At 51.5% G+C, this 23914-nt stretch carries 15 protein-coding genes; 5 read left to right on the top strand and 10 right to left on the bottom strand.

Annotated features, from left to right (window positions below; genetic code table 11):
• Nucleotides 1-109 precede the first annotated feature (109 nt).
• Genes BW941_RS05580 through BW941_RS05565 form a run of 4 tightly spaced genes read right to left on the bottom strand, consistent with a single transcriptional unit; the run spans nucleotide 110 to nucleotide 6620 of the window.
• The gene (locus BW941_RS05580) at nucleotides 110-523 is read right to left on the bottom strand and encodes a group II truncated hemoglobin (protein WP_076514660.1); all 414 of its coding nucleotides are present in this window, start codon (nucleotides 521-523) and stop codon (nucleotides 110-112) included.
• On the bottom strand, nucleotides 523-4164 hold the full coding sequence (locus BW941_RS05575) for an ATP-binding protein (RefSeq protein WP_076514659.1): 3642 nt from the start codon (nucleotides 4162-4164) through the stop codon (nucleotides 523-525). Before BW941_RS05575 ends, BW941_RS05580 begins: the two co-directional genes overlap by 1 nt.
• 6 nt (nucleotides 4165-4170) lie before the next feature.
• Nucleotides 4171-5133 (bottom strand): DUF4194 domain-containing protein, encoded by a 963-nt coding sequence (locus BW941_RS05570; protein WP_076514658.1) that lies wholly within the window; start codon nucleotides 5131-5133, stop codon nucleotides 4171-4173.
• A 26-nt stretch (nucleotides 5134-5159) separates the two neighbouring features.
• The gene (locus BW941_RS05565) at nucleotides 5160-6620 is read right to left on the bottom strand and encodes a Wadjet anti-phage system protein JetA family protein (protein ID WP_076514657.1); all 1461 of its coding nucleotides are present in this window, start codon (nucleotides 6618-6620) and stop codon (nucleotides 5160-5162) included.
• Between the two features lie 182 nt (nucleotides 6621-6802).
• Here BW941_RS05565 and BW941_RS05560 point away from each other — a divergent pair, with 182 nt between their 5' ends.
• Nucleotides 6803-9196: a 7TM diverse intracellular signaling domain-containing protein gene (locus BW941_RS05560; protein ID WP_076514656.1), complete on the top strand. Its 2394-nt coding sequence runs from the start codon at nucleotides 6803-6805 to the stop codon at nucleotides 9194-9196.
• 98 nt (nucleotides 9197-9294) lie between these two features.
• On the opposite strand, the gene BW941_RS05555 is transcribed toward BW941_RS05560, so the two are convergent.
• The gene (locus BW941_RS05555) at nucleotides 9295-11331 is read right to left on the bottom strand and encodes an NADPH-dependent 2,4-dienoyl-CoA reductase (protein ID WP_076514655.1); all 2037 of its coding nucleotides are present in this window, start codon (nucleotides 11329-11331) and stop codon (nucleotides 9295-9297) included.
• Nucleotides 11332-11542: 211 nt separating this feature from the next.
• Here BW941_RS05555 and BW941_RS18025 point away from each other — a divergent pair, with 211 nt between their 5' ends.
• Nucleotides 11543-12856: a methyl-accepting chemotaxis protein gene (locus tag BW941_RS18025; protein ID WP_076514654.1), complete on the top strand. Its 1314-nt coding sequence runs from the start codon at nucleotides 11543-11545 to the stop codon at nucleotides 12854-12856.
• A 16-nt stretch (nucleotides 12857-12872) separates the two neighbouring features.
• Here BW941_RS18025 and apbC read toward each other — a convergent pair whose 3' ends face one another.
• From apbC to BW941_RS05525, 5 genes are read right to left on the bottom strand one after another with little or no spacing between them, the layout of a single operon-like run.
• The gene (gene apbC / locus BW941_RS05545; RefSeq protein WP_076514653.1) at nucleotides 12873-13964 is read right to left on the bottom strand and encodes an iron-sulfur cluster carrier protein ApbC; all 1092 of its coding nucleotides are present in this window, start codon (nucleotides 13962-13964) and stop codon (nucleotides 12873-12875) included.
• 59 nt (nucleotides 13965-14023) lie between these two features.
• Nucleotides 14024-15610: an ABC transporter ATP-binding protein gene (locus tag BW941_RS05540; protein WP_076514652.1), complete on the bottom strand. Its 1587-nt coding sequence runs from the start codon at nucleotides 15608-15610 to the stop codon at nucleotides 14024-14026.
• Nucleotides 15607-16992: an ABC transporter permease gene (locus BW941_RS05535; protein ID WP_076514651.1), complete on the bottom strand. Its 1386-nt coding sequence runs from the start codon at nucleotides 16990-16992 to the stop codon at nucleotides 15607-15609. The genes BW941_RS05540 and BW941_RS05535 overlap by 4 nt, the downstream gene beginning before the upstream one ends.
• Nucleotides 16992-17969, bottom strand: a complete 978-nt coding sequence (locus tag BW941_RS05530; protein WP_076514650.1) for an ABC transporter permease — start codon at nucleotides 17967-17969, stop codon at nucleotides 16992-16994. Before BW941_RS05530 ends, BW941_RS05535 begins: the two co-directional genes overlap by 1 nt.
• Nucleotides 17969-20161: an ABC transporter substrate-binding protein gene (locus BW941_RS05525; protein WP_076514649.1), complete on the bottom strand. Its 2193-nt coding sequence runs from the start codon at nucleotides 20159-20161 to the stop codon at nucleotides 17969-17971. The genes BW941_RS05530 and BW941_RS05525 overlap by 1 nt, the downstream gene beginning before the upstream one ends.
• A 343-nt stretch (nucleotides 20162-20504) precedes the next feature.
• On the opposite strand from BW941_RS05525, the gene rsxA reads away from it, so the two are divergent.
• From rsxA to rsxC, 3 genes are read left to right on the top strand one after another with little or no spacing between them, the layout of a single operon-like run.
• The gene (gene rsxA, locus BW941_RS05520; RefSeq protein WP_068439840.1) at nucleotides 20505-21086 is read left to right on the top strand and encodes an electron transport complex subunit RsxA; all 582 of its coding nucleotides are present in this window, start codon (nucleotides 20505-20507) and stop codon (nucleotides 21084-21086) included.
• 9 nt (nucleotides 21087-21095) lie between these two features.
• A complete protein-coding gene (rsxB, locus tag BW941_RS05515) occupies nucleotides 21096-21692 on the top strand; it encodes an electron transport complex subunit RsxB (RefSeq protein WP_068439842.1) in 597 nt (198 codons plus the stop codon).
• Nucleotides 21689-23914: an electron transport complex subunit RsxC gene (gene rsxC, locus BW941_RS05510; RefSeq protein ID WP_076514648.1), complete on the top strand. Its 2226-nt coding sequence runs from the start codon at nucleotides 21689-21691 to the stop codon at nucleotides 23912-23914. Before rsxB ends, rsxC begins: the two co-directional genes overlap by 4 nt.

Below are 23914 nucleotides of genomic sequence, written 5' to 3'. Positions count from 1 at the left end.
TGCAGGCGATCGTTTTAATCCGGGGAAATATAGAATCGAGCGGTTGCGGGGAGTACCCGCCAAAAGGATGGAATAACGCGTTCAAAGAGCGATTAGGCGCGAATTGTCTTTAATGCCCCATCGCCTGCGAAGCCATACGGCACCGCTCTGCGGGCACGAATAACTGGGCCATCAGGTAGGATTTGAACTCTTCAGGATAAGCCTGTGCCTTCAACGCTTCTTCCATACATAACAGCCAGGCATCCCGCTCAGCCTCGCCGATGGGCAGATGCGCATGAGCCCGAGGAATCGCGATTGGCCCGTACTTTTCGCGATACAGGCGCGGCCCTCCTAACCAGCCACACAAGAAGCGCGTCAGCTTATCGCGTGACTCGGTTAAATCCGCGGGGTGCATATCGCGGATTTTTTTAGCCGCAGGCAGAGCCTCCATCGCATCGTAAAAGCCGTCAACGAGGGCTTTTATGCCCTCATATTCTCCCGCAGCACGAAAGGACGCATCTTCGACGCCATAGACTTGTGTCATCAGGCAAACTCTTCCATAAAGTCGAGTGAGGCCTGGTGACGGATAGTCCGGCGGTGGTTCGCCCAGAGCTCTTTTACCTTTTCCTGGTTACACTGCTGCCGGTCGACCAGAACCCGGGTCTGCAGTTCACCTTTTTTCTGCCCACCGGTAAGCGGTACTTTTGAGAAGACAAACTGGTTAGAAACCAGATCCATGAATGGTCCCGATTTACTGGTCGGCATAATAAACAACAACTGCAGACCCAGGCTTTCGGTGAGGTAATTAATCACCTCTTTAGAGCGGGTTTCATCCATTTTCGAGAAGGCTTCATCCACTAGCACAATACGCAAGTGAGTATCCCCTTCATTGAAGCGGAAAGCTGAAGTAATCGCTGCTGAACGAATAATGTAGGCTGGCGTCTCTAGCTGGCCACCGGACCCTGTACCGTATTGTGAAAGAGCGATCGGTTCTTTATTCAGCGGTTGCTTATAAATCTCATACGACCGGTAATTACGGTAATCAGAAATACGCTCAAGCTCGCGCATCGCTTTCTGCTCGTCATCGTCGAGCAGCATATTCATTAACTGATCGCGAACCTTAACGGAACTGGCAGAGAGTTCCGCCGTAAACAGAGTCGCACCGTCACCCAATGCCGGATTTTTGATCACTTCATCAAAGAACTGGAAGTACTCTTTGTACTCTGGCACCCATTCCCAATCGAACCAATAGGTTTCACGGTCGGCACCAAACTGGTGATGAGCCAGCTCTTTGTTCAGGTCTTCAAGAATGCGTTTGCCGTCGTTAATCGCCTGATAAATAGAGTGACACAGGTTGGTCACAAAGACGTTGTTAAAGCTTTCACGTAATTGATGCAGCTTGTCCTGCTTCTCGACCAGAATATTATTCTTCAAACGGTTGTGAACACGTTCGACTTCACGCTGAAGGTCACACACACCGGTAAAGAATTTCGCACCATGCTCATCACGATAATCCGGAGCATAAACAATCGAATCGACTGTCTGGCAGGTCTGATTGTGCTCAGTGATGTTCCGCTCAATTTCATAGGCAATGGAATTGAGTTCCTGAGAAACCGATTTACGCAGGTTTTCAATCGCATCAACCGGACTTTCTTCAGCTTCTTTATCCGCTTGTTCGAGACGTCTCTCAAGATCAAAGTCAGGCCAGATACCCACGATAGAACGCAGAGCGTCTTCTTTAGCGTCAGCCGTGTCTGATGTCTGTTCCTGATGCTCACTCAGTGCCTTAACGGCTTTTTCAGCATCATTTAGCTGTTGCTGCAAACGGCCAAGCTCACCATCCAGCTCTTTTATCTGTGCATCGAGGTCGTCCGCTTTTTCTTTAAGTGCGGTAAATTCGTGCTCAATATCACCGAAGCTGGAGACATCTACGCCTTTCAGTGAATTTTCAGCCTGCGTCATCGCATACTGAGTATCGAGCATCGATTGCATCTGGTCTGCGAAGGTAACGTGGCGCAGAAGATTAACCGCATCAAGTAATTGCTGCGCCTGACGGAGCTGGTAGTTTGCTTCGTTAGCAACGTCTTCGAGCATATTCACTTCGCTGCGCTTCGCCGCAAGTGCACGCTCGCGCGCTCCTAAACCGAAAACGAGATCCGCATCTTCAAGATCACAGCGATAAATAGAATATGCACCAGAGCCCAGACCTTCTTTCGTCACACCACGACGTGTCATACGCAGCGCCTGAATATCGGCTACCTGCTCGACCGTGCCGTAACTGGCTTCAAGATAATAACGGGCTGTCGCGTGTTCAAAATCCATCAGGTGAATAATAGAATTCGCCGGAATTTTCATCCGTTCACTGTCTTTTTTCGCTTTCTCACCCTGAATAACACGAGCGCGGCTGCCACCCGGAATCTGACGAAGAATATGCGCAGCTTCGGCTTCAAACGCAGACTCAACAATAATACTGAAGCGCGCCCCACCGATATAACCTTCGATCGCGCTCTGCCAGTCTGGGTCAGTGACCTCAACGTAGTCCGCCAGTACGCGCGGTTCTGCCTGCGGGCACTCACGCATAATCGCTTCGAGCGCCTGACGTACATATCCGGGGTACGTCGCCTGACGTGCCTCAAGGCTGGAGATTTCGTTCTGCTTCTGCACCATACGGTGCTTCGCTTGCTGAAGCTTCTGATCACGGCGGTCCGCCACACGAGCAATCTGATCGCGCAGTGATACACCACTGCTTTCCAGTTCAGTATCGTGGAAGCGATCGCGCCAGCTGTTTACCAGTGACTGTTGGGCACGGGCATCGTCCAGGTGAGCTTCCAGAGGAGAAAGATCGATCCAGTCTTTACCGAGAAGTTTACGGAAGTCAACGGCACCATTGTCTTTAATAGCCAGTACTTCACGCGCTTGCTCAGCAATACGTTTACTTCCAAGAGATGGAATTTCGGCAGCGACATTAGTTTTCTGCAACGCCCCATATAAAAGCTCTGTTGCGCGCAGCGATGCCTGCAGCATCTGATCCTGTTCAAGTAACGGAATCGCCTGCTGTTGCAGCTTTGCTTTACCGTCATTAATCGCCTGCTCTGCGGCATCTTTATCCTGCAGTGCATCGATGCCCTGACGGCGGGCTTCCATACTGATTAATTGCTCGCGCACCTGCTTACGGCGATCCTGTGCAACGTCACGCTCTTTCTGAGTTTTATTCAGAGACTCACGAATCTGCTGCTGGATTTCTTTCGCGTTCAGGTAATTCTTCTGGTCGTTAAGATAACGACTGCGTGCAGCGGTGTATTCGAGAACGTTGTAGTCGATCCATTGGTCAATATACCGCCCTGCACTGTCTCGCGTGCCACTCAGCATTTCGATGGACTCCGCGAGTTTATTCGCGTCGGATTCCATCGCATAAATGGTTTTCATCAGATCCGAGACACTGCGAATCGCATCGCCCATGTCTTTAGCTTCGAGAATTTCATTCGCCACGAAACCATTAATGCTTTTAACCGGCTTGTAGGCCATAAAGCGCGAGAAGGTACGCGCGGCATTCATTGCCTCGCGCTCCGGAACCGCATCGTTGCGGCCACGCAGAGCACCGTACAGTCGACGCAGATATTGTTTCTTGGTGTCGTACTTCTCAACGCTGTTCGGGTTAATCCGACGCGCAAGGTTTTTCGTCAGCTTGCCGAGCGGAATAACTTCCTGATGTGAGTCATCAAGATCCAGCAGAAAGTCATTCTGAGTTAATTCTTCACCGGCAACGATAAAAAACTGAATATCATTCTGGCGCGCCACCGGTGCACCACCAGCACGATCCACCGTCGCACTGACACCAATAATCGCCGTAAAGGGCTCACCGCTTTCGCCCTGGGTCGGATAAAACACGGCACCGAGATAGCCCACGGCGCCGTTCGGGCGCGCATAACTGCCATCATCACAACCCAGTACGTAGGAAGCCAGTGTACGAACGTTTTTACCACGCCCACGCTGTGTCGCTTCGTCCTGACCCGGATTGTAGTGAAACAGCGTATCGTGCGCTGCGGTCATGATGGTCTGAATAGCATCAGCAGCCGTCGTTTTACCCGAGCCGTTACCACCCGATAGCAGATTAATCGGACCAAACTCAAATTCAGTCGCCGGGATATTGCCCCAGTTGATGTAAATAAACTTCTTCAGGAACATATCGTTTTATTCTCCGAACAGGCTGACGGGTTGCTTAGTTTCAGGTTCTGCCTGATCTTCTTTGTCTTCACTTTCTGCTGCGTCATCCGCCGATGCACTTTCGACATTTTCTGATGACTTTCCATCTTGATTCGGCTCATCAGTGCCAGCGCTGATGTCTTCAGAAGTAACCGCTTCAGGCTCAGCTTCCTGTTCAGATTCATCTTCTGCAATCGGCTCTTCAGACACAGGCACGTCAGAAACAGACTCTTCGCCAACGTTGGTCTCTGCTGCAGCCGGCGTATCTTCACTTTGACCGGCTTCAGAGGTTACGTCTGCAGTCTCGTTATCGCCTTCATCTTCTTCATCGGTCGCCATTAATTCAGTAAGCACCTCATCGCTGACGTAGCTCATGATCATTGGGCGAATACGCAACCAGATATCACCATCGTGGACGCTGTCTTCATTCTGCAATTGAACAAGACGCATCTGACGCAGCTTACGGAACAGCGCTTTTCGCTCAGTAACATTTTCTGGCAGGCTGCGCTTCAGCAGGTTTTTCATGGCGATGGTCAGGCCTTCAAGTGACACCATGACACAACCCTGCTCATCAACAGCGCCTTCGCGTAACGCTTTGTCGTACTGCGCGCGCAATACGAGAATCAAAGCAACTTCGCTCTGATTCAGACGCTGTCGGAACGCTGGGTTACCAACGTTCTGCTGATCTTCGTCCATCCCTGGTACCTGCGCGCCGGGCGGGTACAAACGAATAAACTGAAAGCGCTTATCGTGCTGAATGCGGATACCCAGAACTGAAAGGTACTCGCCCACCAGTTCTTCGATACGGACAAACCGGTCGTACAGGGTTTGCTCGATCTGAGATTCATCACGGCAAATTACTCCGTAATCGAGCAAGCGTACCAGCAGCTCAGAATATTCTTTCTGGCTGAGGCCTTCTTTTTCCAGTTCGCGATCTATTTCATGCAACATAATCTGATTCTTTTCTCTGTACCCGCTCAGGACTGTTTCTGAACAAGTTCGAAGGTAAAGTGGTCTTTTTTGATGAAGTAACCATCGCTGTTTTCTTCGCGCGGATTCTCATCATAATCAATATGGAATTCGAACTCAGAGGAGAGTCCATCGGCTGCGCCCAAACCAATCGCATGTGCAACCGCCAGGAAGTCTTTCGCCGATTCAATCGGGATATCGCGTGTGGATATTTTTTTACCTCTACTGAGTTTGCTGCTCATAAAGTGCCGTAGTGCCTGTTGGTTCACCAGGAAGGCCTGATCCAATACCTGCTGCACATAGATCTCTCGACGTGCATCGACATCGAAGTCACCTTTGCCATCGTCCAGTGCCGCTTCGATCTTCTGACGGGTTCGTGAGGCGTGCATACGAACAGAAGCAGGATCAACCAGGCGGAGCTGCGGTACTTCCATAAGCTCTCCAGCTCTCTCCAGAGCACTCGCCTGCTCTTCTTCAGTAAGCGATGAGAGGTGCTTGCATACCGCAAGAACGTCGTTGTGTTGTTGCGATGCCAGATAACTCATCTGACGAATGATAATGTCTGCCCGCTTGGTAAAGCTCTGCAGGGCACGACGTAATGCAGGCAGCATGATGTCGCTGGCATTCCGCATACGCAGTTCTATGCCATCAAGAATAGTCCAGAGTACCGAACTGCCCTCTTTCGCCAGTTCTGGTAATAACTCACGCAGGCGTTTCTCGGCGTTGGCTTTGAATTCGACATCCTGCTTACGGATACGATCAATCAAGCCCTGAATCTGGTCCCGGTGCTTCTCAACGTTGTCCGCCGACAACCGCACAGAGAGATCTGGCTGGAAGCGGTTCTCCATAAAGTCGAAGAAGGCTTCACTGGCGCGTTCGATCAGTAACTGGTCTTCCATCTCACGAACAAGGTCACGCTTACGCTCCTCTAGCTCGCCAATCACATCGGTAAAGTCACTGATGATACGCTCTGAATACTCATAGGCATCGAGCAGATCGTAGATGTCACCGCGCTCCTGAAAGGACTCAAGGGAGTTTCGGGTATTCCGCGTATTCCGATGACGGGTCCGGGCCATCGCCCGGCTTTCTTCGATAAAAGGCTCAGTGAACTGACGCCCGAACCGGGTAAAGCCAAAGGTGCTCTGCAAGCTGGCCTCATCGACCTGCTTCTCAAGCCAGCCATACTCTATAAGCTGATTCAGCACCCAGCCGGCCTGCTCACGGCTGTTACGAAAACGGCTCTCGCTGGACTCATCGTCACTGTCGTAACCATCAGCGAGTACAGGCGCCCGCACCAGAGCTTCCTGAAAGACCTCAATCACGGTGTCTCGTTGAATCGCCTGACCATAGTCAGCGCTGCTGGAGCTGTAGAGCCTCTGATAGAGCTCTTTCAGACACTCCATGACCTGCGCTCGATACTTACCGGTTAACGGGCGGAAAAACTGGCTCCGTTCCTGCTCAAAAAACATACGATTTCTTATTATTCCAGCGCGATTAAAGAGGAGTAGATTACTTAAAGGTTAGGGCGATGGCCAGCCCGATGAGAGCCCTGTCACAATGTCTGTACCCCCCGCTGCATTCTGTAGCCCCGGAAGGTATACTGGCCTGAAAAGCCAATCAGGATAAGGTCGCTTTGCGCAAAGGAATTTCTGTGCCTTCCATACTCTCTTTCACCGTGGCGCTCTGTCTGCTCATCACCGCTGCGTTCCGGGCCTCGGCCTTGCCATCAGAGCAGGGTCAATCGCCTCTCTTGCTGGATGGAGGCTTGACCTACCTCGCTGGCAAACACTGGCAGTATCTGAAAACGGATAAACTGTCAGTAGATTCAGCCTCAGAACAACTCGCAACTCTGAACGGGCAGCAGCCGTGGCAACGAAGCACTGATGAATACCCGAACCTCGGGGTTGGCGATGCGGGTTACTGGTTCGCAATGCAGGTACAGACGACAGATGATCGCGACTGGTTTCTGCGCAACCGCTACTCACTTCTTGACACCGTTGCACTCTTCCAGTGCCCGGAAGGTGTTCGCGACGCCAGCCAGTGTCACATATCACAGGGTGGGGACAGGATCCCCTATACCGAGAGAGCGATAGATCATCCCAATCTGATTCTGCCGCTGCACCTCACGCCGGGTAACACCTACGACCTCTATCTGTACATCACCACAGAAGGGACCTATCAGCTACCTATGGAGTTCGTTGATCAAACGACTCTTAACACACAGCTCATCAATAACGGTGTCTTTCGGGGGGCTTACTACGCGGTCATGCTAGCCATGGCGCTCTACAATCTCATCCTGTTTTTTGCCGTGCGTGATCGGCTTTATCTCTATTACACCGCATTTGTCAGCAGTTTCCTGTTCTTTCATATGAACTTTGAAGGCTCTGCTTTCGGCTATTTCTGGCCCGAGAAGCCAGAACTGAACGCGTTTATGGTTCCTCTGTCGTTTGCTATCAGTCAGTTTTTCTTCGCCCTCTTTTTGCCCCAACTGCTGATGCTAAAAAATTATTGCCCTAAAGCCGCCATGGTTTATCGGGTCTATGTCCCTGTGACACTTGGCTTCGCCATATTATCCATGGCAGCGCCCTACCAGACAGCAGTCAGCATCCAGAATTACGTGAACTCTCTTCTTGCGATTTACACACTCATCGCCGGGATCCGCGCCTGGACCCAGGGCCACAAACCCGCCAAATACTTCACCATCGCCTGGGTTGTTTTCATGATGGGCGTAATCTCAGCCAACATGAGTACGCTTGGTGTGATTCCGGGCACCCCTCTGATTCTCTACGGCTACCAGATGGGTTCAGTCTTTGACGTCATACTGATCTCTCTGGCGATGGGCGCGCGGATCAATATGTTACGGGAGGCGCAACAGGAAGATCAGCGCCGACTGAGCGATAGTCAGTCTCAGGCGATACGCTACCTCAAGCAATACGAAGATCTGTATCAGAACTCCATTTCAGCACGCTTTCAGCTAAACAGCCGCGGTGAGATTACCGACTGTAACCCAGCGTTCGCTACTGCCCTCGGTTTTCAATCGGTAGAAGAAGTGGTCGAAAGTAAGCCGCATTTTGATCAGTTTATCGAATCCCCGCACGCCTCAATTGAGCTCTGGGAGGCGCTCGGTAGCGATACAAAGGTCACTGGATACGAATTGATTCTGATGCCACGACGTGGCAAGGCCGTGAATTCAATTCTCACGATGCGCCAGGAAGCATCAGACCAAGGGTATCAATGGGTTGGATCATTTCTGGATGTCACTGAAAAATACGATCAGGAAGCCGCCCTACGCAAACTGGAAGACAATCGGAATCAGTCTTTGCAGCAATTGGTAATGGGCGTATCACATGAAATGAATACGCCCCTGGGTAATATCCGGCTGGCGACCACACATATTAAAGGACGGGTCGACGACAACGAGATCCCTGTCGATGACGAATTAAAAACTGCAATTCACCAGGTAACGGATAACATATCCCGGCTTGCTGAGCTGAATCAGCTGATCCAGTCTTCCATGGGAGCGAGTTCTTCTCAATACGCCGAGAGCATCTACCTACGAGCGTGGCTGGGTGAGTGGAGGGAAAGAACCCAACATCAGCACCGACACCTCTCACTGGAAGTTATCAGCCACCCTGACACTGCACTGTGGCGCGGCTACACCAGCCTGTTGGAACAGATTCTTAATCAGCTTACCGAGAATGCCGTCGTACACAACCCTGAAAAATACGATGAGCAGGCACTCTATGTGCGAGTCTCGGCCTCCGTTGACAACGGAGTGCTTGATATTGAATTTCAGGACAATGGCCGTGGCATAAGTACGGACCACCGCGAAAAGATATTTTTGCCGTTCTTCACAACGCGTCGTTCAGAGGCGACTAAAAAAGGATTGGGGCTTTACGAAGTGCGGAACCTTGTGACCAACATTATGAAAGGCAGCATCGTAAGCCCGCCATCGTCACAGGGCTTCACTCTGAATATACGCTTGCCTGAAGCAATCAAAGAAACAGAAGACACAGCTGATTCTGGCAGTAAAGTCAGTTGGTAATTGTTGGCCTTTAACCAGAATGGTGCAGTAGCAAGAAAAGGTGCAATACCAGGAAGTGATACCGGGCGCCGCGTAACCGCAGCACCCGGACCATTTTTTTACAGGCCGGCAGCCAGCTCACTGGCGAGACGGATAGCACGCTTAGCGTCGAGCTCACCCGCGAATTCAGCGCCGCCAACGAGGTGTGTACGGAAAGCGGTTTCTTCCTTGAGTGCTTCATAGATGCCGTTCACGGACACCTGACCAGCACACACAACGATGTGATCAACGTCTAACACACGAGGTTCGGATGTCTCACCTTTCGTCACAGTGATATGCAGACCCTGATCATCGATTTTGTCATAGCTGACACCACCTATCATTTCAACGTGCTTCATTTTCAAAACCGCACGGTGAACCCAGCCAGTTGTCTTGTTAAGCCCCTTACCATGTGCAGAGGTTTTACGCTGCAGCAGGTATAGTTGACGCGGCGAAGGCTCCATATCTGAAGCAATCAGGCCACCGCGTTCTGTGTTGGTAATATCGACCCCCCACTCTTTCATCCAGGCGTCTTTGTTCAACGTTGTGGATTCACCTTCGTGAGCCAGATATTCACCGACGTCAAAACCAATACCGCCTGCCCCCATAATGGCGACCTTGCCACCCAGCTTCATTTCGTTAGCGAGCAGTTCCTGATAAGTCACGACCTTGGCGTGATCAATTCCGGGCATTTTAGGCACACGAGGCTCGACACCAGTCGCGACGATCACATCATCAAAACCAGCGGCTTTGAGTTCTTCGGCTGACGTCATGGTATTCAGTTTCAGATCGATGCCTAAGCGTTCAATCATGGTATTGAAATAACGAATCGTCTCTTTGAATTCCTCTTTACCCGGAATGCGTGAGGCGTAATTGAACTGACCGCCAATTTCTCCGCGTCCTTCAAAAAGAGTGACATTATGACCACGCTCTGCTGCCACAGTCGCAGCAGCAAGGCCCGCCGGACCTGCGCCAACCACAGCCACTTTACGGGGAGCGCTGGTCTTCACATACTTCAGAGAGGTTTCATGACAAGCGCGAGGGTTAACCAGGCAGCTCGCACGCTTATTCTGGAAGGTGTGGTCAAGACACGCCTGGTTGCAGGCGATACAGGTATTGATCTCATCTACACGGTCTTCCTCGACTTTCTTCACCCAGAAAGCATCAGCCAGCAGAGGACGAGCCATGGATACCATGTCAGCCTTACCACTTGAGATCACCTCTTCGGCAGTGTCTGGCATGTTGATGCGGTTTGACGCCACAACAGGAATATTCACCTGCTCTTTTACCTTAGCGGTAGCGTCGACAAACGCCGCTCTTGGAACTGACGTTACGATGGTGGGGACACGCGCTTCGTGCCAGCCGATACCCGTATTGATCAGTGTGACACCCTCAGCTTCGAGGGCTTTCGCCAGGGTAATTACCTCTTCCATAGTCGAAGCATCTTCTACCAGATCCAGCATCGACAGACGGAACATGATAATAAAGTCCGGGCCTACCGCTTTACGGACAGCACGAACTACTTCCAGAGGAAAACGCATGCGGTTTTCATAAGAACCACCAAATTCATCGGTGCGTTTGTTGGTACGCGCATTCAGCATCTGGGTGATGAAGTAACCTTCCGACCCCATGATCTCAACGCCATCGTAGTTGGCTTTCTGAGCCAGCTTCGCCGCACGGGCGTAATGACCAATAGTCTTATAGACCTGTTTAGTCGTCAGCTCACGTGGCTTAAAAGGGGTAATCGGAGACTTAATCGCTGAAGGAGCAACGTTAAACGGGGTGTAACCGTAACGACCGGCATGCAGCAACTGAAGCAGGATCTTACTGCCATTCTCGTGCACCGCTGATGTCACCTTCTTATGAAACGGAACCTGCCAGCTGCTGAGCATTTTAGAACCGAAAGGCAGGAGATCACCCGAGCGGTTCGGCGAAAAGCCACCGGTAACCAACAGGCCTACACCTCCGCGGGCACGCTCGGCGAAGTATTCAGCCAGTTCACTGAAGTGCCAGGGGCGATCTTCAAGGCCGGTGTGCATTGAGCCCATCATGACTCGATTTTTCAGAGTGGTGAACCCAAGGTCAAGGGGTTCCAGAATGTGCTGGTACTGGCTCATAGTCGTCTCTCATCTAAAACAGCTCTGCGGCTGCATTGTCATGGTTATAAGGCTCAGTGTAGCCAGTTTACCGTCTATTAAAATGATCAAAGATAACGATAAAGATACCCTACACAACACCTACGAACTACATTTAAATATCTCGCATTACTGGCCTTAATGAAAAAGCTGAACTAGTCTGATTTAAGCTGAATCAGTCTGGAGCACACTCATGTTCTTCTCACGGAAATCTGAAAAACCCTCGGCAGAATCACTGAATATCGCTGAAAAACTCAGTGTGCTGGAATCTATCTACAAGACCCAGGCTGTTGCAGAGTTCAGTATAGAGGGTACGATACTGACCGCTAACTCCCTCTATCACGACCTGTTCGGCTGTCACAATGAATCTTTGATCAACCGGCCGCACAAAGAGCTTTGCCATCCTAAAGACGTGAATAGTCCAGAATATGCTACCTTCTGGCAAAAGCTTGCGGCAGGCACATTAGTCAACGGTCAGTTCCGCCGGAAAAACGCAGATGGTAAAACCATCTGGCTGGATGCCACTTATGCTCCTATCAGAGATACCACTGGCCAGGTAATCAAAGTGGTTAAGATTGCTCATGACGTGACGTCGCTGATGGAGGAAAACAACCGCTTCACAGATGCCTTCAAAGCAGTTGAACGATCCATGGCCGTCATCGAATTTGACTGCAATGGCGTCATTCAGAGAGCGAATGAAAATTTTCTTGCTGCGACGGGCTATTCCGCCAGCGAGATTCTTGGCAAACATCACAGGATGTTTGTCCCCGAAGAAGATGCGTCCAAACCGGAATATGAGCAATTCTGGAAGAATCTGGCTGCAGGGAAATTCTTCAGTGACCGTTTCCGTCGCGTGCGCAAAGATGGGAAAGATTTGTGGCTCGAAGCATCGTATACGCCCCTTATCTCTTCCGAAGGCGATGTCTATGGCGTCGTTAAGTTCGCAACCGATATTACAACAAGTGTTCAGAAGGCGCTGACGGAAAAAGAACGAGCAGCAAGTGCCTATCACATCACTACAGCCACAGAGCAATCCGCGTCGACGGGTACTGATATCATTCAACAGGCATCCGATGAGATGACCAAAGTTTCAGCCGCCGTGTCTGAAGCGGCAGCGGTAATATCTGAGCTAGGTGCACAATCAGACATGATCACGTCGATCGTAAACACCATCCGTGGAATCGCCGACCAGACAAATCTACTGGCTTTGAACGCGGCTATTGAAGCTGCACGAGCCGGCGATCAAGGGCGTGGATTTGCCGTTGTGGCTGATGAAGTCAGGCAGCTTGCCGCCCGAACCAGTAGCTCAACCGAAGAAATTTCTCAGATGATCAATAAGATGCAGTCCGGTACGTCTCGTGCGATCCAGAGCATGGAATCCTGCCAACATCAGGCAGGTGAAGGGGTTGCTCTTGCAACCCGGGCTGGCGAGGTGATTCTCGAAATACGTCAGGGTGCGCGTGAGGCTGTCAATGCGGTGAGTATTTTCAATGACAGCCTGCACTGATCCGAACAGGCCCGGATCAATCGTCGCTGATCTGAATGTCCGGAATTTTCTGCCCCGTTTCCCAAGTGGCCAGTGTCACGGCAAGACGTCGTGCCGCATGGCGATACATCATTGATACCTCAGAGCAATCATCCGCGGCAACCACGGGTGTGCCCTCATCGCTCTGTTTTCGGATATAGGTGGATAGCGGTAAAGAACCCAGAACTTTAGTCTGGTAGGTTTCTGCCAGACGTTCTGCTCCGTCCTGTCCGAAGATATGCTCCGCGTGACCACACTGAGAACAGATATGCATGCTCATGTTCTCAATCATTCCAAGCACCGGAATATTCACTTTGTTGAACATCTCAATGCCTTTGCGGGCGTCTGCCAATGCTATGTCCTGAGGTGTGGTCACGATAACCGCACCACTAACCGGAAACTTCTGGCTCAGGGTTAATTGAATGTCACCGGTGCCCGGTGGCATGTCGATCAGGAGGTAATCAAGCTCCCCCCACTGGGTTTGTGTCAGGATCTGCATCAGAGCTCCCGACACCATAGGGCCGCGCCACACCATAGGGGTACTCTCGGTGACCAGGTATGCCATCGACATAGACTTGATACCGTGCGCCTCAACAGGAACGAACCACTTGTTATCGATGGTTTCCGGGCGAGTGCCCTCTTCAATGCCTAACATTATGCCTTGGCTCGGCCCATAGATATCGGCATCCAACAGGCCCACTTTGGCGCCATCTTTGGCAAGTGCTAATGCCAGGTTCACGCTGGTTGTCGACTTCCCGACACCGCCTTTGCCTGAGGCGATAGCAACAATATTCTTGACCCCGGCGATCGCTTCCAATGCCGACTGGCTCTTATGCTCTTCGACTTCCCAGGTAATATTGACGCGCGCGCTCTGACAACCGTCGATATTCTCAAGAGATGTCTGAAGAACCTGAGCAATACCACCTTTCAGGTACTCAGAGGGATAGTTCAGATGAATGTCGACTTCGATAGCCGGACCGTCAATGCGAATATCGCGGACGCAGCCAGCAGAAATAAGATCAGTCTCGAGATAAGGATCATGGTATCCGCTCAATGCGGCTTCAATCTGGGGTTGTGTTAATCCAGCCAACGGGTAGACCTCTGAAGGAAAACAAGATGGCCGGATTGTACGCCGCTAAAAACAATAAGTCAGGCGTGCTCTGGAATACGAGGTACTGCCTGCAGAAGGTGCTGAGTATACTCATGCACCGGTGCAGTCATGACCTGACGGGTCTCTCCCTGTTCTACCAGCTGCCCATTGCGCATGACTGCAACACGGTGTGCCAGATGTGGAATAATCGACAGGTCATGGGTTATGAACAGATACGATAACCCCATCTCTTCCTGCAGCTCCTGCAACAACTGCAAAACCTGGCCACGAATAGACACATCAAGCGCACTGGTCGGTTCATCACAGATAATTAATTCAGGCTCAACTGCTATTGCCCGGGCGATTGCAATCCTCTGCCGTTGCCCGCCAGAAAACTCGTGCGGATACCGGTTAAGGTGCCCGGCCTCAAGGCCAACACGCTCAAGAAGCTCTCGAATCCGGGTCTCCCGGGATTCGTCAGTGCCACCAAGACCAAGGCTCAGCATTCCTTCTTCGATAATGTCTCTGACCGTCATACGCGGATTCATTGAAGAGAACGGATCCTGAAAAATCACCTGAATCCGCTTTCGATAAGAAGCGAATCTGCGTTGATTCAATTGACCGATCTCGTCACCGTCGAAGCGTATGGTGCCTCCAGCCGTATCTTCGAGACGTAGGATTGCCCGCCCAACCGTGCTTTTACCAGAGCCAGACTCCCCCACCAGAGCCAGTGTTTCACCCCGGCCGATAGTAAAGCTGACACCGTTGACGGCTTTCGTATATCCAACAACACGCTGAAGCACCCCGCGCCGCTCAGGAAACCAGACTTTAACGTCCTGGACATCCAGCAATGGCGAGTGAGTTTCATATTCGAGATAGTCGTCAGGTTGCGGTAACGCATGAATTAACTGACGGCTGTATTCATGGCTGGGGTTCACGAAAAACTGTGAACGCTCAGCTTGTTCCAGAATTTTACCGTGACGCATTACCGCTATTCTGTCCGCCATTTCTGCAACGACGCCCATATCGTGAGTAATCAGCAGAACAGCGAGTTCGCGGCTACGGCGGAGTTCGTTGAGAAGTTCAAGAATCTGCTTCTGAATCGTCACATCCAGTGCTGTCGTTGGTTCATCCGCGATCAAGAGTTCCGGTTCGCACGCTAATGCCATTGCAATCATCACGCGTTGTTTCTGCCCACCTGAAAGCTGATGCGGATACCAGTTAAGGCGCTCTTCGGGGTTCGGAATCCCGACTTCGTTCAGCAATTCGATAATGGCAGTATCCGGAGCATTGCCCCGGTGTAGAATCAGTACCTCACCGATCTGTTTACCTATGGTCTGTACTGGGTTGAGCGAGCTCTGTGGCTCCTGGAAAACCATCGCAACCCTGCGTCCACGCACCGCGTTCATCTGAGTTTCGCTCAAAGCAAACAATGAATCACTACCAAGCTGAACATCACCTCCCCTGATGCTCAAACCTTCACCGAGCAGACGCATGATAGCCAGGCTGGTGAGCGACTTTCCTGAACCACTTTCACCAACAAGAGCGAAAACTTCACCGGCATTGATTTCAAAACTGACGTCATCGACGAGACAACTGCCGCCCGCTCCAATCACCAGATTATTTACCTGTAGTAATGGCTTCATTTGTTATCTCCACTACCGGACATACGGGGGTCAAAGGCATCACGAACACGATCGGAGAACAGGTTTGCTGCCAGCACCAGTACAAACATCAGGATAAAGGCGGCTATAACAGACCACCAGACAACCGGCTCCCGAGCCAGCTCAGCCCTGGCTTCATTGATCATATTGCCCCAGCTCTTCATCGAAGGATCAACACCCACGCCGATATAACTCAGAACCGCTTCAGCAAGCACGAAACCGCTGAAATCCAGTACCAGTGCAATCAGAATCAGGTGCGTCGTATTGGGTAGGATATGGCGCATAATTACGCGCCAACGACTGACGCCAAATGCGTGCGCGGCCTGTACATATTCCAGCTGACTGAGCTTAAGTGTCTCTGCCCTCAGTAGCCGGCACAAACCAGTCCAACTGGTCATACCGAGAATGAAACACAAAGCGACAAATTTAAAATCGGCACGGTCGCTCAAAAGTTTGAATTGCTCAGGGTGTGTTTCTATATACACGTCGATCAGAAGCACAGAAGCAGCAATCAGCAGAATGCCCGGAATCGAGTTAAGCGTCGTATAGATATACTGAACAACGTCATCGATCCAGCCCCGGAAATACCCTGCTGAAATCCCCAACAATACTGCCAGCGGCAAAGTAACCAGGGTTGCCAGCGTGCCAATCAGAACGCCAGTTCTGACAGCTTTTACAGCGCCGTAGAGAACGTCCTGACCTACCTTATCGGTACCGAGGACATGGTAAAACTGACTCATATACAGAGCCCAACTCGATACCACAACAATGGCAGAGAAAGTAAAATAAATCACCGGCCACGGAAGTCGCGAACTACGCTTTTTCATGAGGGAATGGTGCAGGAATATAAGGATCAACACAGGGACCAGTGTCCAGCCAATCACCGTCATACTTTTTACGACGATGTCAGCCCCATGCTGTGAATCATCGTCCAGGTGACTTCCTCCATGCTCAAGACGTGGGTAGTCACGAGTAACACCGCCTTCCGGTAATTCCATGCTTTCTTTAGCGAAAGAGTGAATCGCAAATGGGGCGGAATATGTTTTTTCGTCTCGCCCCAACATAGGTGCCAGCGCAAGGTCCAGCAAACTCGTGACTTCAGGTGCATAGTGGACTTCGCCAGAATCTCCGGCCTGATCCAGTTTCTTCTGAAAATGAACCGAGTCCGTTAATGCGACCAGGACGTAAAACAGAATCACCAGAAATGACGCAGAACCGATACGTGATTCAAAGACCTGAGACCAGCGTTTACGGGCCAGAGGGTTACGAACCACAGTGACAATAAACGCACACAGTGAGGCCACTAAAAGGAAAATTAAAATATCACTCCATAGGAGGTGGAGGCGCACATCAAATACTTCCATCAGGACAACCTCACCCGTGGATCAACCAGTGTGTACGAAATATCAGTCAGCAGAAGTCCGATGATGTAAAGAACCGAGCCAAGAAATACCATGCTGCGCACGATGGCAAAATCCTGAGCCTGGATAGCATCCAGGGTATAACTGCCCAACCCCGGAATGCCGAAGAAAGACTCCACCAGCAGGCTGCCCATGAAGAGTGAAGGAATGACCACGACCACACTGGTCAGGATCGGGATCATACCGTTTGGCAGAATATGCCGGAAAAGCACAGTCAACTCGGCCACACCCTTAGCGCGCGCAGTACGCACATAATCTTTATTCGCCTCTTCCAGAAACAAAGTACGATACAGCCGCGTGCCACCGCCAATACCCGATATCACACCGATAATCACCGGCAATAACAGAAAGCGCCAGGCATCTGCACCGCCGAGATAACCGGAAATAGGCACCAGACTCCACTCTTTAGCGAAGAAAAACTGACCCGCAATCACATAGAACACACCGGAGACAGACATCAGCCCAACGCAGAGGATCATGGCTGACGTGTCGAAGATACTGGCCCGGAACATCACAACAAACAACGCAAATGCAATGTTGACGGAAATACCGATGATAAATGTTGGCAGAGCAACGGCGAGGCTCGGCCACATTCGTTGCTCAATATCCGCTGCGATATTTCGTCCGGCATCCGATTTACCGAAATCCAGAGCAAAGAGACTGAGGGACTTTTCGAAGAAGATGGTTTCAGTGAATGCCCCTGCTCCTTCTGCGTCGCCGTTAATCAGCAGAGGTTTGTCATAGCCGCGCTGCGCTTTCCACTCCTGCACAGCTTCTTCGGTGACATGCTTATCACCCAGCTGTACGCGCGCCATCTGCTCCGGTGTATTCACAACAAAAAACAGAGCAAAAGTAAGAAGATTTACACCGATAAGAATAGGAATGGCATAAATCAGTCGACGGATAATGTAGGCCAGCATTACTTATCTCCCCCTGCTGGACGAATACGATGATTCAGCCTGCGTCGATAGGCCAGATAACCTGGCAGTGCAGTGACTAGAATAATTATCACGACCATGAATAATGGCCATAAAACCGGGCTGTTCCACTCTGCCTGCATGCGGGCACGCTGCTCCGGATCAATACGCAGATACTTGAGGACAGACTTACTGATGCCATGGGGTTTGCTGTTATACACCCAGGCATTATTGAGTACGTAGCTGTGTGGATGAAACGACGAGGCCCAGGGCATTTCATGGTGCAGAATATCGATCATCTCGCGGATAATTTCCATACGCTCGGGGCTGTTTTCCATCAGTTTCATTTCTTCAAACAGCGCATTGTATCGGTCGTGATCGAAGTTGCTCGAGTTGACACCAGCACCTTGAGTAACGACCTGCCCGTTCGGGCCGTATAAGAGAAAGAGGAAGTTCTCAGCATCAGGGTAGTCCGCCAGCCAGCCCCACTGGAACATCTGAGCATTACCCGCTTTCATTTTGTCCTTAAAGCGGTTGTAGTCAGTACCGCGGATATTGAGCTGAATTCCGATTTTCTTGAACTGCTTAATCAACCAGCTTTGAGCCGCGCTCCCGCCTGAGCCAACGGTGTCGAGATTCAGTACCAGAGGCTCCCCCGTTTCGGCATTGCGACCATCCGGGTACCCTGCTTTCACCATCAGTTCGCGGGCGACGTCTGTATTTTTTCTGACGACTGCGCCATCACTCCAGTCAAATACAGACTCGTTCATGCCCTCCTGTCCTTCCTGATATCCAAAAATACCGGGAGGAATCGGACTCATCGCCGTTTCTCCGCGTCCATTATAGAAAATGGATATGTACTCTTCCTGATCGTAAATAATCGCGATGGCCTGTCGCAAAAGACGCTTCTTCTCACGCTCTTCCGCCGTCCCTGTATCACCAATCACATCGTCGAGCATGTTAAAACCGAAATAATAGGTTCCCGGAGTGACCGCCACATCGAGGCTAATTCCGCGCTCGCGCATTTCATCCGACAGACCTATCCCCTCTGAGCCGACGCTGATCGCCTGATCAAAGCTGTCGCTTGCGATACCCGAGCGATCGTAATAGCCCTGCAGAAACTTACTCCATAGCGGGATCGACTCTTTTTCAAGGCGATACACCACTTTGTCGATGAATGGGATTTTCTGCCCTGCATCATCAAGTAACCCTGCGGTACGATCTGAAATCTCGCCCTCTGCTGGGTAAAAATCATCACGATAATTCGGATTTTTTTCCAGAATGATGGCCTCATTCGGATCATTCTGAGTCATCATGTAGGGACCCGTACCGATCGGATACCAATCAAGCGTTATATTTTTATCGGCCATTCCCGGCATGCTGTAGAAGCGGTCTGCTTCGAACGGTATCGGTGCAAAAAAGTGGAACGCCAGCCAATAGCTGAATTGTGGGTACTTGCCCTTGAGTCGTATCCGGAAGCGATAGCGGTCGATGACCTCAACCCCGCTGAAGTCGAGCGTACGGAGATCAAGCCACTCACCTTCCTGCTGCGCCTCACGTTCTGCCTTAACAACTTCAGCAAACTCGTTCATGCCCAGTATGTACTCTGACATCAAGCCACGAATTGGCGACAGCAGTGTCGGATCAGCCAGCCGTTTTAATTGGTAAGCGTAATCACCGGCCACAAGTTCACGGGTACCGGTTTCGCTGAAATCATTCAAGGAGCTATAGGGCTCCGCATCATCCGACGACTCAAACGCATAGACAGGTGCCCCTGAGGTATCCAGGGCAAGCGCTGGGTGTGGTTGATAATAGATGCCCGGCGTTAACTCGAAGAGGTAATCACTGTAGGCAAGATCCGGGGAATCCGAGGCCACTTCATTGCCTTCGGTGTCGAGATAAACGATCTTTGGCATACTCGACAGCGTGTTGGGCTCCAGCTCAAAAGGTCGTTTCAGATAGTGATACTGAAGCGGTGGGTCGTAAATCTGATCGATAAACCGACCTTCATCAGAACTGTAGGAGATCACAGGATCCAGATGTTTGGGTGGCCCGGAGAAATTCGAGTACAGGATATTTTTTCCTGCTTCATCCGCTGGGTGGGGGTTGTTCCACGCTCCCTCACTGCAACCGCTGGTGAGAAACGTAAACGCCACTGCCAATGCAGCGACGACGAGCGATCCCTGTGTATTCATTTATCTCCCGTACTGGTCGGATGCAGACCAGACTGCAAACTGAGCTTAACCGGTTCAATGATTTTTATCGTAATTCCAACGAGTCTGCCAGCTTTTAGCGATCAGGCAAACTCCTGTCATTACTCTCTGGCTGCCATTGAGTTGCTTCGTGGTCGTTCACCAACCCACTGGCGTTACAGCTAAGAGTGGTAACAGGAACGCTTCTTATTCCAAATGGCTATTACCACTAGTGACTTATGTTCTTGTACGACATAACGCTCTTTTGGGATAATGCGCGCCCGAATTCTCCAGACCCCACGAAAACACACACTTTCCGTGGGGTTGTAACGATAGCAGAGGAAAGATGACAGAGTACCTCCTGATACTGGTCAGTACTATCCTGGTGAACAACTTCGTGCTTGTTCAGTTTCTGGGACTGTGCCCTTTTATGGGGGTTTCCAACAAACTGGAAACCGCCATTGGCATGGGCGCGGCCACCACCTTCGTACTGACACTCGCCTCCGTCTGTAGCTATCTGGTGTACAACTACCTTCTGGTACCGCTCGACCTGACATACCTGAAAACCATCAGCTTTATTATGGTTATCGCCGTGGTGGTTGGCTTTACAGAGCTCGCCATCCGCAAAACCAGCCCGCTGCTCTATCGTGTTCTGGGTATTTTTCTTCCGCTCATTACGACCAACTGCGCGGTCCTGGGTGTTGCCCTCCTAAACATCAAGCGAGACAACACCTTCGTTGAATCCATCCTGTATGGATTCGGTGCCGCCGTTGGGTTTTCACTGGTCATGGTTCTGTTCGCTGCTATGCGTGAACGCATTGCTGTTGCTGATGTGCCCGTCGCCTTTCAGGGCTCAGCTATCGCTATGATTACTGCGGGTCTTATGTCTCTGGCATTTCTGGGCTTCACCGGCCTGGTCAGCATCTGAGGTATTGGCATGAGTACTATCATTATCGCAATTGTTGTTCTGGCCAGCCTCGCTGCACTCTTCGGCGCTCTGCTCGGCTTCGCTTCAGTGCGATTCCGGGTTGAAGGAAACCCTGTCGTCGATCAGGTGAATGACCTGCTACCGCAGACTCAGTGCGGGCAATGTGGTTTCCCCGGCTGTAAACCCTACGCCGAGGCAATTGCAGATGGGGAAAAGATCAACAAATGCCCGCCTGGTGGTGAAAGCACGATTCAGGCACTGGCTGACTTACTGGGCGTAGAGCCTGAACCACTGGATGCCGAGCACGGCGCTGAAAAAGACGTTCCCATGGTCGCCTACATCCGCGAAGACGAATGTATCGGCTGTACTAAGTGCATTCAGGCATGTCCTGTCGATGCCATTCTGGGGGCGGCGAAACAAATGCATACAGTTATCGTCGATGAATGCACAGGTTGCGACCTTTGCGTGGAGCCTTGCCCAGTGGATTGTATTGATATGGTGCCTCAGTCAACCGACACCAGCAGCTGGTACTGGCAAGCACCCACCACGGGAGTAGAGCTGATTGCGACAGACCGTCGTTCGCTGAAGACGGAGGCACACGCATGACCCACCTGATTCAACTCCATGAATTTGATGGCGGCATTCATCCTCCAGAGAACAAGCGACAGTCGAATAGCCGGCCGATCCGCAAAGCGAGCTTGCCTTCAGAGCTGGTTCTGCCCCTGCATCAACACATAGGTGCGCCTGCAAACCCGGTCGTTGCTGTCGGTGATACCGTTTTAAAAGGTCAGGTTATCGCCGAACCAGAAGGCTTTGTCTCGGCTCCTCTGCATGCACCGACGTCAGGAAAAATAAGCGCCATTGAAGCACGTCAGGTACCTCACGCTTCGGGTCTCAGCGAGACGTGTATCGTGATTGAGCCCGACGGAGAAGACACCTGGATCGAGCATCAGGGGTTGTGTGACGCTCTGGGACTTGATCACTGCGACGACATCCCAGTCGACAAGTTACTGGAGCGCATTCGTGACTGCGGCATTGCGGGCATGGGCGGTGCGGGCTTCCCAACTGCTGTTAAACTGCATACTGGCAAGCACAAGATCGACACTCTGATTCTCAATGGTGCTGAGTGCGAACCCTATATCACCGCCGACGACATGCTGATGCGCGAACACGCCAGCGAAGTCATTCGCGGCGCCCAGATACTGCTACAGATACTCGGCGCAGAGCGCTGCCTTATTGGCGTTGAAGACAATAAGCCCGAAGCCATTGCAGCGCTTGACGATGCCCTCGTTCAGCACAATGAAGAACACCACATCGACGTTGTAACCATTCCGACGAAATATCCATCGGGTGGTGAAAAGCAGCTTATTCAGATTCTTACGGGCAAAGAGGTTCCTTCCGGTGGCATTCCTGCGAGCCTTGGTATCGTCTGCCAGAACGTTGGAACAGCGGCCGCCATTGCCGATGCCGTCGATTTCGGTCGGCCACTGATCAGCCGGATTACCACAGTCACCGGAGATGCGGTTCGGGATAAGGGCAACTGGGAAGTTCTTCTGGGTACGCCCGTCAGTCATCTGTTATCACTCAGCGGCTATCGTCCGGCAAAGCGTGAACGTGTTGTCATGGGTGGCCCGATGATGGGCTTTGCCCTCCCGACCACTGAGTTGCCAGTTGTGAAAACAACTAACTGCCTGCTTGCGCCAACAGAAAAAGAGTTACCGACTAACAACCCAGCGATGGCTTGTATCCGTTGCGGTTTGTGTGCCGAAGCCTGCCCGGCAGACCTTCTGCCCCAGCAGCTGTACTGGTTCAGTAAAGCCCAGGAGTTTGATAAAGCAGAGCAGCACAACCTGTTTGACTGCATTGAGTGCGGTGCATGCTCCTACGTGTGCCCGAGTGAAATTCCGTTGGTTCAGTACTACCGGTTCTCAAAAGGCGCTATCCGGGAAGAGCGTGCGGCTGCCGAAAAAGCCGAACAGGCTCGCATCCGTTACGAGGCCCGGATTGACCGCCAGGAACGCGAGAAAGCCGAGAAAGAAGCTAAGCGTAAAGCCCGCGCCGAAGCAGCGGCTAAAGCACAGTCGGTTAAGAAAGAAGCACCTGCCGCTAAAGCTGTTCCTGCGGCGGAGCCAGCGGCGAATGCTGACCTCGAGAAACTCCAGAAGCAATTAGCTGCTGCTCAGGCCGCCGTCGCGAAAACCAAAGAAAAGCTGGAAGCTGCACGGGAAGACCCGGAGAAAGCCGATAAGATACCGGCCTTTGAGTCTGCGCTTGCTAAGACCCAGGACAAGATCAAAACACTGGCAAAAGATATTGCAGCCGCGAAGAAAGCCGCTAAGTCAGCGCCAGCAGCTGCGGGGCCAGACAAGGGCGACCCGAATAGCCCCGAGCGCCTGCAGAAAAAGTGGGAAACCGCAGCAGCCCGACTGGAAACCGCCAGAAAACGCTTAGCAGATGCTGAAGTGGACGGCGCTGACACGGTTGACGCATTGCGTGCGGGCGTTGAAAAACAAGAGGCTCGCGTCGCAGAAGCAAAGTCGGCCTATGAGGCTTCTCTCAATAGTGATGCTTCACTCAAAACTGCAGTGTCAAATAACGCTGGTACAGACAACACATCAGCTGAAACGGTCGCGGCAAAGCCTGACGCGGAACAGCTCCAGAAAAAGCTACTCGCCCAGAAAGATCGCGTGGAGAAAGCGAAAGAGCGTCTCGAGATGGCACGTGCCGAGGGCCTGGATTCTGTTGAGGCTCTTGAGAAGGCGCTGAACAAACAGCTGGATAAACTGGCAGCCTTTGAAGCTCAGGCCAGTACCACAGGAGAAGTATAA

The sequence above is a fragment of the Thalassolituus maritimus genome, assembly GCF_900156675.1.
In the GTDB taxonomy this organism is placed as follows: Bacteria; Pseudomonadota; Gammaproteobacteria; order Pseudomonadales; family Oceanobacteraceae; genus Thalassolituus; species Thalassolituus maritimus.
Note: the sequence above shows the minus strand (reverse complement) of the source record. Positions and strands in the feature narration are given on the sequence as shown.

What these genes read in the sequence shown, in the direction of transcription:
- BW941_RS05580 (WP_076514660.1), bottom strand. Translation starts at nt 523, where the DNA reads ATGACACAAGTCTATGGCGTCGAAGATGCGTCCTTTCGTGCTGCGGGA.
- BW941_RS05575 (WP_076514659.1), bottom strand. Translation starts at nt 4,164, where the DNA reads ATGTTCCTGAAGAAGTTTATTTACATCAACTGGGGCAATATCCCGGCG.
- BW941_RS05570 (WP_076514658.1), bottom strand. Translation starts at nt 5,133, where the DNA reads ATGTTGCATGAAATAGATCGCGAACTGGAAAAAGAAGGCCTCAGCCAG.
- BW941_RS05565 (WP_076514657.1), bottom strand. Translation starts at nt 6,620, where the DNA reads ATGTTTTTTGAGCAGGAACGGAGCCAGTTTTTCCGCCCGTTAACCGGT.
- BW941_RS05555 (WP_076514655.1), bottom strand. Translation starts at nt 11,331, where the DNA reads ATGAGCCAGTACCAGCACATTCTGGAACCCCTTGACCTTGGGTTCACC.
- BW941_RS18025 (WP_076514654.1), top strand. Translation starts at nt 11,543, where the DNA reads ATGTTCTTCTCACGGAAATCTGAAAAACCCTCGGCAGAATCACTGAAT.
- BW941_RS05540 (WP_076514652.1), bottom strand. Translation starts at nt 15,610, where the DNA reads ATGAAGCCATTACTACAGGTAAATAATCTGGTGATTGGAGCGGGCGGC.
- BW941_RS05535 (WP_076514651.1), bottom strand. Translation starts at nt 16,992, where the DNA reads ATGGAAGTATTTGATGTGCGCCTCCACCTCCTATGGAGTGATATTTTA.
- BW941_RS05530 (WP_076514650.1), bottom strand. Translation starts at nt 17,969, where the DNA reads ATGCTGGCCTACATTATCCGTCGACTGATTTATGCCATTCCTATTCTT.
- BW941_RS05525 (WP_076514649.1), bottom strand. Translation starts at nt 20,161, where the DNA reads ATGAATACACAGGGATCGCTCGTCGTCGCTGCATTGGCAGTGGCGTTT.
- rsxA (WP_068439840.1), top strand. Translation starts at nt 20,505, where the DNA reads ATGACAGAGTACCTCCTGATACTGGTCAGTACTATCCTGGTGAACAAC.
- rsxB (WP_068439842.1), top strand. Translation starts at nt 21,096, where the DNA reads ATGAGTACTATCATTATCGCAATTGTTGTTCTGGCCAGCCTCGCTGCA.
- rsxC (WP_076514648.1), top strand. Translation starts at nt 21,689, where the DNA reads ATGACCCACCTGATTCAACTCCATGAATTTGATGGCGGCATTCATCCT.